At 68.7% G+C, this 16,931-nt stretch carries 11 protein-coding genes and 1 pseudogene; 8 read left to right on the top strand and 4 right to left on the bottom strand.

Annotation, left to right across the window (positions count from 1 at the left end; all coding sequences use genetic code 11):
* The first annotated feature begins 75 nt into the window (after positions 1-75).
* The 6 genes and pseudogenes from GUY61_RS00665 to GUY61_RS00690 form a co-directional block, all read left to right on the top strand.
* A complete protein-coding gene (locus tag GUY61_RS00665; RefSeq protein WP_166628038.1) occupies positions 76-4,815 on the top strand; it encodes an AAA family ATPase in 4,740 nt (1,579 codons plus the stop codon).
* On the top strand, positions 4,812-5,441 hold the full coding sequence (locus GUY61_RS41420) for a response regulator transcription factor (RefSeq protein WP_166628039.1): 630 nt from the start codon (positions 4,812-4,814) through the stop codon (positions 5,439-5,441). Before GUY61_RS00665 ends, GUY61_RS41420 begins: the two co-directional genes overlap by 4 nt.
* 363 nt (positions 5,442-5,804) lie before the next feature.
* Complete coding sequence (locus GUY61_RS41425) at positions 5,805-6,194, top strand: hypothetical protein (protein ID WP_166628040.1); 390 nt, start codon at positions 5,805-5,807, stop codon at positions 6,192-6,194.
* Positions 6,195-6,402: 208 nt separating this feature from the next.
* Positions 6,403-7,602 (top strand): transposase, encoded by a 1,200-nt coding sequence (locus tag GUY61_RS00680; protein WP_166628027.1) that lies wholly within the window; start codon positions 6,403-6,405, stop codon positions 7,600-7,602.
* Positions 7,603-7,770: 168 nt separating this feature from the next.
* Positions 7,771-8,160: a hypothetical protein gene (locus GUY61_RS00685; RefSeq protein ID WP_166628041.1), complete on the top strand. Its 390-nt coding sequence runs from the start codon at positions 7,771-7,773 to the stop codon at positions 8,158-8,160.
* Between the two features lie 370 nt (positions 8,161-8,530).
* Positions 8,531-8,716 (top strand): annotated as a pseudogene (locus tag GUY61_RS00690) (IS630 family transposase); the annotation flags it as partial.
* Between the two features lie 141 nt (positions 8,717-8,857).
* Here GUY61_RS00690 and GUY61_RS00695 read toward each other — a convergent pair.
* The gene (locus GUY61_RS00695) at positions 8,858-9,496 is read right to left on the bottom strand and encodes a TetR/AcrR family transcriptional regulator (protein ID WP_166628042.1); all 639 of its coding nucleotides are present in this window, start codon (positions 9,494-9,496) and stop codon (positions 8,858-8,860) included.
* Positions 9,497-9,646: 150 nt separating this feature from the next.
* On the opposite strand from GUY61_RS00695, the gene GUY61_RS00700 reads away from it, so the two are divergent.
* Positions 9,647-12,001, top strand: a complete 2,355-nt coding sequence (locus tag GUY61_RS00700; RefSeq protein WP_166628043.1) for an MMPL family transporter — start codon at positions 9,647-9,649, stop codon at positions 11,999-12,001.
* 324 nt (positions 12,002-12,325) lie between these two features.
* Here GUY61_RS00700 and GUY61_RS00705 read toward each other — a convergent pair whose 3' ends face one another.
* Positions 12,326-13,045 (bottom strand): Tn3 family transposase, encoded by a 720-nt coding sequence (locus tag GUY61_RS00705; protein ID WP_166628044.1) that lies wholly within the window; start codon positions 13,043-13,045, stop codon positions 12,326-12,328.
* Between the two features lie 154 nt (positions 13,046-13,199).
* Here GUY61_RS00705 and GUY61_RS39545 point away from each other — a divergent pair, with 154 nt between their 5' ends.
* A complete protein-coding gene (locus tag GUY61_RS39545; protein ID WP_166628045.1) occupies positions 13,200-13,673 on the top strand; it encodes a hypothetical protein in 474 nt (157 codons plus the stop codon).
* Positions 13,674-13,689: 16 nt separating this feature from the next.
* Here GUY61_RS39545 and GUY61_RS41430 read toward each other — a convergent pair whose 3' ends face one another.
* Positions 13,690-15,783, bottom strand: coding sequence for a site-specific integrase (locus GUY61_RS41430; protein ID WP_208105385.1), 2,094 nt, complete (start codon positions 15,781-15,783; stop codon positions 13,690-13,692).
* The gene (locus GUY61_RS00720; protein WP_166628046.1) at positions 15,780-16,931 is read right to left on the bottom strand and encodes a tyrosine-type recombinase/integrase; all 1,152 of its coding nucleotides are present in this window, start codon (positions 16,929-16,931) and stop codon (positions 15,780-15,782) included. The genes GUY61_RS41430 and GUY61_RS00720 overlap by 4 nt, the downstream gene beginning before the upstream one ends.

Genomic DNA, 16,931 nt, shown 5'->3' on the forward strand with positions numbered 1-16,931 from the left:
GGGTCGGGTGTGTCCACTTTCGCAGGGGAAGGCCCCATCTATTCTCCAGAATGGTCCGTCGGGCTTGGTGAGGGCATGCAGTTCAACACGGTGAAGGTGCTGCGGGAGAGTCCCGGCATCACGACGACGCTCGCGGTCTCGGCGGATGACCGCGAGCTCGTGGTGCGACGTCTGGATCTCTCGAGGACTCGGCCGTGGAGCCGGCGGTGGCTCGAGGGCGAGGTCGAGACCATCCGAAGGACGCGACTTCCCCATGTCGTGGCGGTCACGATCGCGGATCGGGGACTGGATCACCTCGACCTGGTCCGTCCCTTCGTCGAAGGGCTGGACATTCGGGAGTGGTTCGCCCGGCAGCCGCCCCCCTCGCTCGTCGAGCAGCTCAGGGTGATGAGCACGCTGTTCTACCCGCTGGCGCGCCTGCACAGCCTGGGCATCGCCCATGGAGGTGTGACGCCGGCGAACATCGTGCTGACCGGGCGTGGCGACCTGGTCCTGCTCGACGTGGGGGTGTCGCGTGCGCAGCTTGCTGCGCGGGACGGCTGGACGGATCGCGCGGACGTGGACAATCAGCGAAGCGACCAGCCGCATCAGCACCTGGACGTGGGCTTCACCGCCGACCTTTTCGCTGCTGGCCTCGTGCTGTTGGAGTCAGTCGCTCAGGTGAATCGCACGGCGAGTGTGCTGCGGCGCATGCACCCGTCCGCGGAAGGCCTCGGAGATCCGGCGCAGCTCCTCGATCTCGTGAGGGTGCCGAGTCCGTTGCGGCCCGTCTTCGCGAGACTGCTCGACCCCGTTCCGGCGATGCGTTTCCAGACCGCCGAGGAGGTGCTCGGCGAGCTCGAAGCGCTGCTCGCAACGAGCACCAAGCTGGAGCCCGGCGCCGGCGTACCGCAGGGGTCCGGCGCGTCGACGTCTGCGCCCGCGCCGCCGCCGGTGGGCCGGTACCACGAGCTCGCCGCACTCATCAGCGGCGCGGAAGGGGCCGAGCATGGGTCTGGATCGACCATCTGCCTGAGCGGAGAATCGGGCCTCGGCAAGACCCACCTGCTGGACGCTGTGACCGAGCACGCGGCGGGGCGGGGAACGACCGTGTTGCGCACCGGCGCCTTCGACCAGGCCCCGACGCGGCCGTTGGGTCCGTTCGGCGGAGTGTTTCGGGACGTGGTCGCCCACCTGGGCGCGCACCCGGACGGCGTGGTGCGTGTCCGCGACGATCTGGGCGACCTCCTTCCCGTGGTTCTCGACCAGGTCCCCGAGTTCGCCGCTGCCTTCGCGGGCGCGCCCGCAGCGCGAGAGCCGGGGCCCGTGCTCCTGGACGCCCCGGCCCAGGTCGTCCCCGCGGCGATCGCCAGGCTGCTGGTCGCCGCCTTCGGGCCCGAGGACGCTGGTTTGATCGTTCTCGACGACGGTCAATGGGCTGACGACCTGACCTGGCAGGTGCTCGAGAAGCTGGCCGAAACGATCGGGGCCAGAGCGCCCACCGGCGCTGCCAGCATCACGCTGGTCATCTCCTGTCGGCCCGAAGCCGTGGCAAGGGTCCGCGAGTGGGGCGTAGCTCAGGTCGAGTACGTCGGCCTCTCGCCGCTCTCGGAGGTGGACACCGAGCAGCTGATCCGCTCGGTCGACGCCAGCGTGCCCGCCGACGTGATCCCCTACGTCGCGAAACTCTCGCGCGGGAATCCCCTGGACGCCCTCCTCATCTGCCAGGGGCTGATGGATTCGTCCTTCCTCAGCGGGGCATCCGCTGGCTGGACGGCAGACGAGCGCGCTGACGGCGGCGAGCCCGCGCCGCTCGACGCACGACGATCAAGTCCGGAACGCGGCGCCCCTGAGGTCCTGGTCTCGACGTGGCTGAGCTCGCTGTCACCCCCGACGGCGGAGGCCCTGCATCAGGCTGCTGTCATCGGACGACGGTTCTCTGCCGGGCTCCTCGCCGCTGCCCTGTCGGTGAGCGCATCGGCGGTCGAGCAGCGACTGGACGAAGCCGTCCGTCGAGGCATCGTTCGCGGCGTCCCGGGCGGGGATCGCGGCGAGCTCGAGTTCGCCCATGACCGCCTCCGCGACGCAGTGCTGCGCGCGCTGGACGAGGGCGGCAGGCAGGCGCTGCACCTCCGTGCTGCTCGTGCCCTGCAACGACGGGGGACGTCGCGGGCCGATTACGACATCGCCTACCACTATGCGCGCGCGGGGCACCCGGCTGAGGCGTTGGACTATGCGCTCCGCGCCGGGGAGGCCGGGCTGAGGCACCATGCCCTCGACGTCGCCGAGATCAATTTCGCGATCGCCGAGGCCGGTCTCGCGAGCAGCGACCTCGGTGTCGACGACGGCCTGGGGTTTCGCGTCTACGAGGGTCTGGGCACCGTCCACATGCTCCGTGGCAACTACGACCTGGCCGCCAAGGAGCTGGTCCGCGCGCACGACCTGTCGAGAACCCAGACGGCCACCGACTCCGTCCCGATCGCCACGCTGCTGAGCGAGCTCGCCTTCAAGACCGGACGCTTCGACGACGCTGCCCAATGGCGGCAGCGCTCGCTGGAGGACCTCGCGTTGCCGGTTCCCCGACACGCCTGGCACGCTGGCGTCTCCGTGCTGTATGAGTTGGTGCTCCTCGCCGGCGGGTGGCTCGTCCGGCCCCTCCGGGCAGGCAGATCCGCGCGGCGGTACGTCGACAGTGAACGTCGGCGCCTGGCCGCACGGACGTACAACCGGCTGGTGTACGAGTGGTGGTTCATCCGATCGCCGGTCTGGGTGGTGTGGGCGATCCTGCGCGGCGCCCGGTTCGCGAATGCCGCTGGGAGCACACGAGAACGAGCACAGGCACTGTCCACAGCGGCGGTCCTCTCGGGCACAGCACCGATCCTGGCGCCGATCGCCCTGCGACTGATCAACCGCTCGCTGCGGCTGCGAGAACGCGCCGGAGATGGCTGGGGGCTCGCGCAGTCGCACCACTTCCGTGGGTTCGTGCTCTACGCCGCCAACCGGTACCGCGAGGCGATCGAGGCTTTCGACACCGCTATCACCGCCTTCGACGTCCTCGGGGATCGCTGGGAGCAGGTCGCTGCGATGTGGCAGAAGGCGTTGTGCTTCGGGCGGTTGGGACTGTTGAACGATGCCGGGACGCTGGCGCGCTACACCTACCGGGAGGCCAAGCGTCGGGGCGACCTGATCGGGGCGGGCACCGCACTGGCGATCTGGGCCAGCTACCTGCCCGGAGACGTCGCCATCGAGACGCTGATGCGCGAGATCAACGAGACCGACCCCGGGGATCGCCACACCCTCGCCTTGTTGCAGGCGTCGCGCGCGCAGCGACTCGCTCACGCGGAGCACTACGAGCAAGCCCTGGACGCAGCTCGGCAGGCCGACGAGCTGCTGCGCGCCTCGGGGATCAGGAACCACTTCCTGGCCCCGATCCTCACCTCGCATCTCCAGATCCTCCGTATGTCCTTGCCCGCCGGTGCTTCCTGGTGGACCGAGGAGCGACGACTCCAGACCAGGACCTCCAGAAGGATCCTTCGACGTGCGCGACGCTCCGCTCTCGTCTTCAGCGGCGAACGTCCGGCGGCGTGGCGGGAATGGGCACTGATGGCGTTCGCCTCGGGTCACCGGCTGCTCGGAAGCGTGGTCCTGCGGGCCGCGGCCCGCAGCGCACGGCGCCACGCGGCACAAGGCGAATTGGCGGCGTGCGCACTGGTGGCTTCCCTGGCGGGCGTCACACCCCGACGAGGCGCCCTCGCCGGAATCTCGGTGCCCGAGACCGTCCGTGAGCTGGGCATCAGCGTCGACCGCGGCATCGTGGAGGCCGGGTCGGCGCACGAACCGTTCGCCGGCACCTCTTCGACGCGTCATCATGCGTTGCTCGATGCCGTCAGCTCCCTGGTTGCCGCCGACGAGGTCGCCGAGGTGCTCGACAAGCTTCGCGATGCCGTGTTCGCAACCACCACCGCGCGACGGGTCGAGTTCACTCGGAACGAGACCGAAGTCGAACAACGCGAGCCGGGTACCGCACCCGAGAGTGCCGAGATGCACGTCACCGAACGGTTGGTCATGCCCGTCGGTAGCGACGGCGAGGCCGAGGTCTCGGTGGTGGCGGCCTTCCCGCTGGGAGAAGGCGAGCAGCACGCGCCGACGATGGAAGTGCTCGCGGCAGTCGCGGGTGGCGTGATCGAGCGCGAGATCCTTCGCCGGGAGTCGATGGAGCGCATGGTCGCCGTACAGGAAGCCGAGCGCGGTCGAATTGCGCGCGACCTCCACGACGAGTTCAGCCACCTGTTCGCCACCGCGATGGGCGGGCTCAGCACGCTCCAGGACTCCTCGGACCCGGCCGTGCGGGAGACGGCGACCGAGGTGCGCGAGATCGTCCGCCAAGGCATCACGGTGGCGCGCTCGGTCGCTTGGTCGCTGCGGCCTTCCGGGCTCGACGACCTCGGTCTCGTCGGATCCATCGAGCAGTACGTCGAGGACTTCCGCGAGCGGTTCCCGATCCGGGTCGATCTCACGACCACCGGCCATGTTCCCGCGCTGTCTCCGGCCGTAGAGACAGCGGTTTTCCGCATCGTCCAGGAGGCGCTGACCAACATCGCGCGGCACAGCGGCGCCCGCGAAGCCAGCGTCATGCTCGTCGGTTCCACGGACTCCCTCCGCGCGGTCGTGGAAGATAATGGAATCGGCTTCGATGTCGAGCTCGCCGACCAGCGCAAGTCGCTGGGCCTCATCGGCGCACGCGAACGTACCCGGTTGGTCGGTGGGCGGCTGTCCATCGAATCCAGTCCCAACCAGGGAACGACGATCATGGCGGAGGTGCCGGTCAAGTCGTGATTAGTGTGGCGGTGTGCGATGACCACGGGCTCATCCGTTCCGGTATCCGGCGCATCCTCGAGGCGACATCGGAGTTCGAGCTGGTGGCGGCGGTGGCGACCGGCGACGCTCTCATGTCCGCGCTCCCGAACCTGCGACCCGACCTGCTCGTGCTCGACATCCGGCTGGCCGACGTCAGCGGCCTCGACCTGCTGGAGAAGATCGCCGCAGTCGCCCCGCAGACCCGAGTAGTCGTGCTGAGCATGCACGGCGCGAAGGGATACGTGGAGAAGGCCCGAGCGCTCGGCGCACGCGGTTACATCACCAAGGAATGCCTCGACGAGGACCTAATGTCGGTGCTCCGTGCCGTGATCGCCGACGAGGGCTTCGTATCGTTCCGTGCCGCCGCACCGACCGCGAGCGGCGCCGCGCAGCGGCGAAGCGCCGACATCGATGCACTGTCGTCGCGCGAGCTTGAGGTGCTGAGGTTGATCGCGGCGGGACTGACCACGGGTGAGGTCGCCGAGCAGCTTACAGTCTCCCCGCGCACCGTCGAGAGCCATCGCGCGAGCATCCAGCGCAAGTTGCAGGTCCGCACTCGTGCCGAGCTGGCGCGGATCGCCCTGGATGAGGGCCTTCTGGACTGAGTCGCGAGCTCGGCGCGGCTTTTCCGTAGTTTCCCTCGGATGGCGGTCGGCCGCGCTGAGGGAAGACTTACCTTCACTGAGCTCGTTTCATCCGGAAGTTGCTGGTCACGGGTCTGGTGTGGCGGTGGTTGGGTGTACTCGTGCTGGCAGAGCGGCATGATCGTGGGGCTTGATCGTCCGTCAAGGATCCTTGGGTGATTGCCTGTTCTGCCTGCACGCTGGGTACGGATGCGCCTACGATCCGTGTCGGAGGCGTCACGCGGACGGCAGGGGGATCGGTGGACCCGATACTGGAGCGGATCGGCACGCGCCGCGCCTACCTCGCTGAGCAGGCCGAACTGCTGGGCAAGCAGCTGGCGGGGGTTGTCGACAGAGGCGGACCGTGAGCAGGACGCGTTCGTAGTCCGATCCGTTCGATGCCGAGCGGGCCAGGTCGATCCGGATCGGCAGGATTCGCCGGCCTGCCCAGGCGGGCTCGCCCCACTGGACGGGACGCTGCTCGGCGTCGGTGAGCGATGCCTCGATCTTGCGCAGCAGGGTCGACTTCCCGACGCCGCCGACCCCGTGGAACACGATCACGTTGTTGCGCGGCGCCTCCAGGTCCTCGACGTCGAAGCCCGGGGCGGCGATGTGCCGCAGGTGCTCCTCGATGGCGGTGGCGACAAGGTGCCACTGGGCTTGGCGGTGGTGAATGCCTCGTCGCTGCCCACGGGGTCATTGCAACTGAACAGCGCACGAAGGTCGGCCATGTGACGAGGTCCCCCCAGAAGTGATCACCTGAGACCCAACCTATGCCGCGTACCGTGACCGGCCGCAGGCCAGGTCTCTCGACTTTCGTCGTTCTGACCAACTGTCAGGTAGGTAGCTCGCACGGGTGACCTGTGGCCATCGGCCCGGCCGGGAGGCAGACGCCAAGGAAGCATCGGCGGTGCTTATGTCGCCTGCTGTGAGGGACCCGCCGATGCTTCCGGATCCGACCGTACCCGCATCTCTGCTCGCTGTGCTGGGCGCTTTGCGCGGCAGTTTCACCTCGCCGACCTTCTCCACGTTCGCCGCGCTGGTCACTGGGTTGATCGCGAACACCGGTCGGGGCACGGTCACCGGGATACTGCTGGGCGCGAACTTGACGCGTCACTGGTCCCATGACCGGGCCCACTCCTTCTTCGCCCGCGCCCGCTGGGAGCCGCAGACGCTGGGCGCGTCGCTGTCCCACCTTGTGGTGCGCTCTGTGGTACCCGACGGCACCCCGCTGACGGTGGCGGTGGACGACACGCTGTTCAAACGGCGTGGGAAGAAGGTCTTCGGCGCCGCCTGGCAGCACGACGGCTCCGCCGCCGGCCGCGACGGGATCGGCTACGGCACCTGCTTCGTCGTCCTCGGCCTGATCGTGGACCTGCCGTGCCTGCCCCGTCCGGTGTGCCTGCCGGAGGCCGCCCGGCTGCACCGCCCGAAAGGCGAGCAGACCAAGGTCGAACTGGCCGCTTCCATGATCCGATTCCTGGCCGCCTGCCACTGGAGCCGACGTATCGATGTGGTCGCGGATGCCGCCTACCACGGCAAGGCGCTGCGTGACCTGCCCGTATCTGTCACCTTCACCACCCGACTGCCGTCCCACGCGGTGCTCTACCGCCATGCCCCACCGCCGACCGGACGGCGCGGTAGGCCCCGCCTGAAAGGCGACAGGCTCGGCACTCCGGCCGAGCTGGCCGCCACGCTGGCGTTCACCCCGCAGGCCGTGACCCGCTATGGCCGCACCGAGACCGTGTTCACCGCCGAGACCACCTGCCTGTGGTACGGCTCCTTCCACACCCAAACGGTGAAGGTGTTGCTGCTCCGCGAGGATGCCATCGACACCGGCTACGACCTGGCGTTGATCTCCACCGACCTGACCGCGTCGGCCGGGCAACTGGTGACCCGGTATGCCGCGCGATGGTCGATCGAGGTGACCTTCGGCGAAGCCCGCAGCATCCTCGGCGTCGGCCAGGCCCACCACCGGACCCGGCGCGCGGTCCAGCGAGGGGTTCCGTTCGGCCTGTACTGCTACACAATCACCGTGGTCTGGTACGCGCTGCACGGCCACCACCCCCAGGACGCGGCCGAGCACCGGGCACGGGCCCCGTGGTACCTCACCAAGACGCACCCTGATGGCGCTCCGACATGACCGCCAAGCTCCGCCGAACGATCATCGCGGCCCGATTTATGCCCATCGACGCCGGTCAGCCCACAGATACCGAAATCCGCGCCGTGCAAGAGGCATGGGCCGCAGCCAGCACAAACCTGGCATGACGATCAATCAGAACGTCGAAAGTCGAGATCCCTGGCCAAGGCGGTGGCCAAGGCGGTGTATGAACGAATCTTCAGCACCGAGATCGAACCGGTGCTCACCCGGTTGACGTCGACCAGTGCGCCCTCCGACATCCTCTTGGAGGTCGCGCAGCGGATCGCCACCGTCGCCCGGCGCGAGCGCGGACTCGTGACGTCGTTGGACTCGCTGGGAGAGACGACCGCGGACCTGCTCGGCCGGCATGGACCGTCGTTCGACGAGTTCGTCGAGCGTGGACAGGCCGCCGGTAACTTGCGTGCGGACATCTCGGGCGCCGACGTACCGAACTTGCTGGCGATGTTCGCCTCCAGCACCGCGGTGCTGAACGTAGACGCCGAGGCACGGCGTCGCTACCTCGGATTCATGCTGGACGCGCTGCGCCCGCAGTGTGTGTGAGAGTCCTGTTGCGGCTGGAAGCTGTTGTCGAAGTGTCATCCCCACAAAGTAATGTGGAGGTCACGGCTGCTTGACGGGGCTCGGAAGGTTCCGCCAGACGTTCGGTGGGTGCGCCGAGGGGCGTGTACCACGGTGTCGGTGCGTCGTCAAGTCGTTGCGGCGGATGCGGCTGCGTTACGGGGCCAGCCGGTTCAGCTTGGCGCGCAGCGCCTCCAAGCAAGCCGGCCGGCTCGGAGGACATCCCCGGCTTGGCGCAGATCCGCTTGGCCATGACCGGCCTGTCCGCCCGCCGCACCACATCCATGATCCGCTGGTAGTCCGCAGGCAGCACCGTCTCGTCCATGCTCTGCTCGCGCTGCGGCACCAGCTGGTGCGCACCCTCGAAGAGGTTCCCGAGGGCGGCATGCACTGGTCGAAGCGCGAGCTGGCCCGGCAGGTGGGGATCTCGCCCACCAGCGTGCACCGTATCTGGCGGGCGTTTGGCCTGCAGCCCTGGCGGTCCGAGGAGTTCAAGATCTCCCCGGACCCGCTGCTGATCGACAAGATCCGGGACGTGGCCGTAGGTGCACCGTAGTCCTGCGGTGTCCGGCCGCGTCCCGCACGCGGCCGCCGGGGCCCCAGGGGCTGGTCGCCGTCCTCGTCCGGACCCGGCCGGGTCCCGTCGCACAGTCTTGCGGTGGCCCGGGGAGCCGTGGCGTCATGTGCGCGTGACGTTGCCGACTGCGGTGCGCAGGTCGTCCTCTCCGGAGAGCAGCGGGGGCAGGGGCGTTGCGCCGGCCGGGTTCAGCGAGTCGAAGAGCAGGGTGATGAAGCGGGCGCGCAGCGAGGGCGGGGTGCCGGGCAGCGCGAGGCCCGCGACGGCCATGACGAGGAAGTGGGGGATGTCCTCGGCGGTGAGGTCGGGGCGGACTTCTCCTTCCCGCTGTGCGCGCACCACGAGCGGGTGGAGCGAGGACGTGAACCGTTGCAGGACGTCTACGGCCACGTCGGCGAAGTTGCTGGCGAAGGTGACCAGGCCCCGCTCCTCGGTGATCAGATCGAGCAGGCGGACGGCGATGTCCTTGAGTCCCTGACGGGTGTGGGGGGCGTCGGCGGCGCGCTCGATGAGCGGAAGGAGGTCGGTTTCGAGGATGTCCTCGAGGACGGCCCGGACGATGGCTTCCCGGTTGGGGAAGTGGCGGTAGAGCGTGGCGATGCCCACGCCGGCTTCCGCCGCGATCTGTTCCAGTGAGCCCTCGCCCCTGCCCAGAACGGTCCGTCCCGCGGCGGTGATCCGCTGCGCGCTGGAGCGGGCGTCGACCCGACGCCGGGCAGTGCGGTCGTTCCCGAGCGCCATCCGTGGCTCTTTCCTGTTCCGTGCTGAAGACCGGCCGTGGACACGCCGATCGTACCCAGTCACATCGATAGTCTCCTATCGGTTCGGTAGTAGCCTCTCATTTCGTGCTGTGGTCTGGACTGTCAGACCGCCCGGAAAGGGGAGGTACCCATGTCCGTTCTGCTGTACCGGGTGGGAAGGTTCGCCTACGGCAAGCCCTGGTACGTCATCAGCGGCTGGCTGGCCGTGGTGGCGGCGGTCGTGGCGCTGCTCGTGGCCCATCCGGTCAAGCTCAGCAACGAGGTGCGCATCGACGGGACCCCGTCCCAGAAGGTCATCGACGATCTGGCCGGCTCCCTGCCGGAGGCGTCCGGCGGCCAGGGCCTGCTGGCCTTCAGGGCCGCGGAAGGCGCCCGGGTCGATGACGCGAGGACCCGCCCCGCGCTCCTGGCGGCGGTGAACGCCGTCTACCGCCACGACCACGTCATCGATGCCCGGAAGATCCTTACCCAGGAAGCCGCGCAAGGTGCGAGCAGTCCGCTGCTGCGGGCTCAGGCGGCGGTGGCCCAGGACGCCGGCCGGCCGGCGTCCGGCAAGACGCCCGTCCCGCTGCAGGCGGACGGTCAGCCGGTGCCGGGCGTGATCGTCTCCGCCGACGGCTCGACGGCACTGATGCAGTTCCAGTTCGACAAGCAGACCTATGAACTCCCCTCCGGGACGATCAACAGCACCGTCGAGACCGCCCAGCAGCAGGCCGCACGCGGCGGCCTGGAGGTCCTGCCGTCGGCGGCCATGATGGAGATCCCCCAGATCGTCGGCGTCGGGGAAGCCGTCGGCGTCGCCGTCGCGGCCGTCGTCCTGCTGATCACCCTGGGATCGCTCGTCGCGGCGGGCCTGCCTCTGGTCATCGCCCTGGTCGGGGTCACCGTGGGCGTGGGAGGCGCCTTCACCCTCTCCACCGTGATCGAGATCCACTCACTCGCCGCCGTCCTGGCACTGATGCTCGGGCTGGCCGTCGGCATCGACTACGCGCTGTTCATCGTCAACCGGGAACGCCGGCTCATCAGGGATGAGGGCCTGGACGCTCACGAAGCCACCGGCCGGGCCATCGGCACCGCCGGGAGCGCCGTGTTCTTCGCCGGCAGCACCGTCGTGATCGCTCTCGCCGGGCTCCTGGTCGTCGGCATCACGCTGCTGTCCACCATGGCACTCGTGGCCGCCGCCACCGTCGCGATCGCCGTGCTGCTCGCCCTGACCCTGCTGCCCGCGCTGCTGGGCCTGGTCAAGGAGCGCATCCGCCCCACCCGCACCCGGGGCGGGATGCGGCACCAGAACGCCGACACCGGCCATGGACGGGCCGTCCGTTGGGGAACAGGCTTGGTGCGGCACAGGTACGCAGCCCTCGCGGCCGCGGTCCTGGTCCCCGTGATCCTGGCCGTGCCCGCCGCCGGCATGAAGCTCGGACTGCCCTCCGGCGCCAGCTACAACCCCGACACCGGCCAGCGCCGCAACTACGAGCTGATCAGCAACGCCTACGGCCCCGGCTACAACGGACCCCTCATGGTCACCGTCAACTCCACCACCAAGGGCCAGCCACTGAGCCCCGCGACCCTTGCCGCGGTGACCTCCAACCTGTCGAGCACCAAGGGTGCCGCCTCGGTCTCCCTGGGCGGGATGAACAAGACCGGCACCATCGCCGTCCTCGGCCTCATCCCCGGCAGCGGGCCGAACGACGACGCGACCAAGGACCTCGTCGCCGCCCTACGGGACAAGAGCCCCCAGATCCGCGAGACTTACGGCGTCACCATCGGCGTCGCCGGCTTCACCACACTCGCCATCGATGTCTCCGACCGCCTCGCCGACGTCCTGCCCGTCTATGTGGCGACGGTACTCGGGCTCTCCCTGATCGTGCTGCTCCTCGTCTTCCGCTCCCTCATGGTCCCCGTGACGGCCACCCTCGGCTTCCTGCTCAGCATCGCCGCCACCTTCGGCCTCACCACAGCCGTCTTCCAACGGGGCTGGCTGCAGAGCCTCATCGGAGTCGACGCCACCACACCCATCGTGAGCCTGCTGCCCATCATCATCACCGGCGTGCTCTACGGGCTCGCCATGGACTACCAGATGTTCCTGGTGACCTCCATGCGCGAAGCACACGTCCACGGCGCAACCGCCCGCGACGCCACCGTCAACGGCTTCGCCCGCGCAAGCTCCGTCGTCCTGGCAGCCGCCACCATCATGGTCTCCGTCTTCGCCGGATTCATCTTCAACGCCCAGCCCATGATCAAACAAACGGGCTTCGCCCTGGCCGCCGGCATCCTCATCGACGCCTTCGTCATCCGCATGACCCTCATCCCCGCCACCATGGCCATCGCCCAGGAGAAAGCCTGGTGGATCCCCGCCTGGCTGGACCGCCTGCTGCCCGACCTGGACATCGAGGGCGACAAACTCACCCAGAAGATCGCCACGGCCCAAAGCGCGGCCGACCACCCGCACGCCGCGGTACATCAGGCCGAAACCATCAACTGACCGCACCACCCTCTCCCCCGGCTGTGCGCGACGACCCTCGCGCACAGCCTGCTGCCGCGGCGACGTCCACCCCGCGCCCCAAGAGAGCTGACCGTCGGGCACGAGGGGCCACGCAGCGCCTCCGCCCGCCCGTGCTGGTCGCACACCAACGCGCCCTGGCAGCCGGGCTGTTGCGGCTGCCATACTGGCGGCGTCGGCCCCGTCCGCCTACGTATCCCCGTGACGGCCGGGGCCGCGCGGCGGCTTCACCACCCGCCTGGACTACACCGCCCGCTACACCGGCCGGTGACCACCCCAGACGGCGTTCCGGCCCCAAGGGGCCTCTCAGGCCGCGGCCCGTACTTCCTCCTCCGCCTCGAACTCGACGTCCAGGTGCGGGTCGAACGCGTCCGATCGCACGGTCAGCTCCGTGGTGGCGTAGGTGCCGAACCGCATGATGTGGCCGGTCAGGTACGGGCTGATCGCGGCCAGGCCCTCCCCGGTGATCTGCCAGCCCTCCGCCTGGAGTTCACGGATCACGTTCATCAGGTCCAGGGTCGTGTGGAAGATGACGCAGTTGGCGAGCAAAGACGTCAGCTTCACCGCCTTCTCCTGTTCCACCGGGTCGTTCTCGGCGATCAGCCCGCCGTTGCAGAACGCCAGCCAGTCGGTGAAGTTGGTGAAGGACTCGACCTTGTTGGTGGCCGCCGTCACCCGGCGGCGCAGCGACGGATCCGAGATGAACCGCAGCAGCTGCACGGTGGCGACCGCGCGGCCCACCTCGCGGAAGGCCCGGTAGATCTGGTTGCGCTTGGAGTTGCTGCCCAGGCGCCGCAGCAGCGGGGAGGCCAGGGTGCCCTCCCGGATCGCGATCGTCACGCGCATGAGATCGCGCCAGTGGGCCTCGATGAGCCGCCAGTCGACGACGTTGCGCCCGCCCTGGTCGAACAGTGCGTCGATGTGCCGGTAGCGGACGGATCCCGAGGGCCGGTAGAAGGTGCGGTCCTTCCAGTTCCGTATCCTCGGCATCAGCTCGAACCCCAGCAAATGGGCAAGGCAGAACACCGGGAACGACTTTATGTGGACAGTTCAAGTTGATCTTCCTCAGGTGTGTCGTTCGGACTGCCAGCTGTGTCGGCGTCATCGGGAAGCACTCACGGCTGGGCGGGAAGAGCAGACATAGAGTGGGGTGCTCGATGAGCTGGCGAGGGTAGGAGCCGTGGAAATTACCGTCCAGTGGATACGGACGTCCTGGACGAAGCAGTCCCGGGGAGGAGAGGCTGCCACTCGCAGGAACGCGGCCCCGGTCGGCTTCACCGTTCCGCATGCGTTGCCTTCGGTCGCGCACGTGGTTCGCATGCATGAGCGAGACGGCTTCGACCCCTATGACAGCCAGGAAGACCTGCGCAAGGTCGACGTCCAGCTCCGCGAAACCGACGGCCGATTGCGAGTACTTCCCCGCGTGCAGCCCCTGTTCGCCATACCCCCTCGACCGAGACGGCCTCCGGCCGTGCGCCTTGCCCCCGGTCAATGGGTCCGATGGCAGCTCAACTACCGTTTCAGCAGTGCGGCAGGGATCCGAGGCTGGACGTACTGGCTGGACACTTTCAACATCGCCTATGGTCCCGTGAGCGACGACGTGTTCTTGTCGACGCCCACTGTGTTCATCGACGAGCGAGGGCCCCTCAGGTAGCCCCACTGCGGCGTGATCAATCACTGGACTCGTCGGCCTCCGCTTCGACGTGGGCGGGTTGGCCGAGGTCAGCCAGGAGTCTGTCGATGCGTTCGCTGGTGCAGCGGTGGCGTTCGATCTCACGGTCCCAGCCGCGTTCGGCCGCGTCGCGGGCGAGGGCGAGCTCGACCTCACGTCGAGCCCGCAGTCGTGGTGCGTATTCAGGTGTGGTGACGAACTTCGCGCAGGTCAGGTAGAGGTCGCACTCGCAGGGGCCTTCGGCGGGGAGCCGGAGACAGCGGCCGAGTTCGAGTTCGGTCTTGAAGAAGTTGGTCCTGAGCCAGTCGATCGACGTGTCCGGGAGTGTGCCGCTGCGTAGTACCTCGGCGGCCGGGCCGGCGATCGTTGCCCCAGGTCCGAGGACGGCGCGGTAGTCGCGCAGTACTTCCTGATCGCTGACCTGTGCGTAGACGAGTGCCATGCTCACGGAGGTATGCCCGAGCACCTTCATGATGGTGTGCAGCTTCGCGCCGCGTTCGGCGAGCTGAGTGCCGACGGTGTGGCGGAATCGGTGGGCTGAGACGGTGCCGCGGCCAGTGCCGTCGCGGCCACCCGGGCGGACCAGGCCGACGGCCTTGCAGGCGTCCTGGATCGAAGTCTCGAACAGGTAGTAGGTCGACAGCAGCTTGCCGTGGCTCATGAACAGGTAGCGGATCTCCTCGCCGGTCCGCTCGTCGGTGAAGGGCCTCTCGGGCGCGTGTCTGCGCAGGTCGATGACCTTTTGCAGGGCCTCGGCGGCGTCCTCGTGCAGCGGGACGACCCGTTCTTTGTAGGTCTTGCGTCCGGAGAGCCGCAGCCGTGGGGTGCCGTCGGGGTAGCGGTCCAGGCAGTCGATCGGGAGGCGCTGGATCTCGGTGCGGCGGGCCCCGGACCAGCGGGCCACCAGCAGGGCGGCGCGTTGGAACGGGCAGGCGATCGCGTTGATGACCGGCATCAGCTTGTCGAGTTCGTGGTCGGGGATGAACCGGGGCACCTTCTGGGGGAACTTGGGTGCGTCGCCCGCACCGATGAGGGTGTAGCCGGGCACGTCCGCGTACTGCCAGATCGCGGTGTCCCGGAAGAACTGAGAGAGCCCGGAGATCCGCTGGATCCGGGACATCACGCCGAGCGGCTTGCCGGTCCTCTCCGTCGGTTCCTCAGCGATGTATCCGATCCAGCCGAGGCAGTGATCCCGTGTGACGTCGGCAAAGGTAGTGATCTCGGGGTGGTTCTCACCGAGCCAGTTGCCGAACACGCGCACCGCGAGTTCCAGCTTGTCCACCGTCGACGGGGCGTCGGTCAGCTTGCGGGCCGCCAGCCACTTCTGCGCGACCGCGAGCATCCGCGGCGGCAGCTCCATCGGCGGCTTCCACGACGGCATCAACTTGCGTGGTTGAGTGGCTACTTGGCCCCGGTGGAACAGCACGACCTGCAACTGGTGCAGGTGGGTCACCCACTGCTTGGAGGCGTTGTCTCGGTAGTTCTGCACCGACGGGTAGAAGCGGTGCAAGTCCTCACGTTCGCTGAACCGCCGGACAGCTTCGAGCGCTCCGGCGATGTGTTCCTCAGTGATGTGCTCCGCCCGCGACAGGCCCGCGTGCAGGGCGATCCGGCTGACCGTCCAGTTCATCGCCTGCCTGGCCGAGCCCGGGGCATAGCCGAGTGCGATGGCTTCCTCGATCAGGGCGGCCGTGCCCAGATCGATCCCCATCTCGGTGGCCGGGTCCACCACCCGGAGCTGCCCGGCGCCGAGCATCCACGGGTAGTCGAACGCGATGTACCCACGCAGAGCGAGGAACAGCAGGTAGGGACGGGCATAGAACGAGACCGGGAAGGAGGGCGCCGTGTGCGGTTCGCCCGGCAACCGGCCGACCCGTTCCACCAGCGGCGCGGCGAACCAGTCGGACATGCTCGGCCATGCGTCCATGAACGCCCGGTGGCGTCGCAGCTTGGAGCCGCGGTAGCCGGGATGGATGTCCTGCCCGTTGAGGAACGCGAGGTACTCGGCCTCGGGGCAGTGCCGGGCGGGCCGCCAGGACCGTGGCGGGGCCACCGCGAGTGCCGCTGCGGTGGAGACCGGTCCGGCCCTCACTTTTCGGCTCCGCCGTGGCCCAACTGGTCGAGCGCCTGGTGGTAGTCGGTGACGACGGCCGGATCGGAGACCCGGGTGTAGATGCGTGTCGACTCTGGAGAGGCGTGGCCAAGTCGCTTCTGGAGCGTCAGTTCCCGCATGCCACCCTCCCACATGCTGGTCGCGTGAGTGTGCCGCAGAGCGTGCGGGGTCACCCACGGCTCGCGGATCCCGGCCCGGGTGCAGGCGCGGGAAAACATCCGCACCAGCCCGTCGTAGCTCAGTGCCTCCAGGCGGCGGGTGCCGCGGCCGCCGATCAGGAAGACCAGCCGGCTGTCGGCCTCGGCAGGGCGCTCGCCCATGACGTAGGCGCTGACCGCCGCGAGGGTCTCCGCCTCGTGCAGGTCGACGACCCGTTCGTAACGTGACTTTGACCGGGCGCCCTTGGGATGGTCGTCACGGTGACGGACCACGACCCGTCGCCGGCCGTAGGCCAGGTCGTCCAGGTGCAGGCCGAGGACTTCGCCGGGCCGCAGGCCACCATGGAACATCAGCAGGACGATCGCCTTGTCGCGCAGGCCGCGGAGCTGTGCCAGCAGGGCCTGGACCTGATCGTCGGAGAGCGGTCGCGGCACCCGCTGTACGGTCTTGACGCGAACGGCCCGGCGGACCGGGCGCTGTCGGCTGGCCCGACCCATGAACGGGCGATGCCGTTCGGAGACTCGCCCGAGCGCCGGGTCCGGCCGCTTCTCCAGCGGATTTGCCCTGTCCAGCAGCCCGGACAGGATCACGTACTCGTAGAACGACGACACCGCCGCCAGAATCCGGTTCACCGTGCTCGCCGCGAGCTTGGTCGCCGGTCCGTCCGCGCCCATGGTCACAACCGACAGGGTCATCCGACGCCGCGGGCGTCGAGACGGCACCGAGCGCAGATACTCCAGCAGCGCGATCGAGTCCGGCGGACCGAAGCGTTCCCAGCTCAGACCGCTGCCAGCGAAGAAGAGCCACAGGTGCCGGAGATCGTACGCATAGGAGACCAGCGTGTTCGGCGAGCAGTCCCGGGCTGCGAGGAACCGCAGGAAGCTGGAGACCACCTCGACCGGTTCGCCGCTCTCGTCGAGCAACTCGACACGGAGCGAGCCGTTCTCCTGGCCTTCTCGTACCCGCAT

This window comes from Streptomyces sp. GC420 (genome assembly GCF_009916105.1).
Classification (GTDB): domain Bacteria; phylum Actinomycetota; class Actinomycetes; order Streptomycetales; family Streptomycetaceae; genus Streptomyces.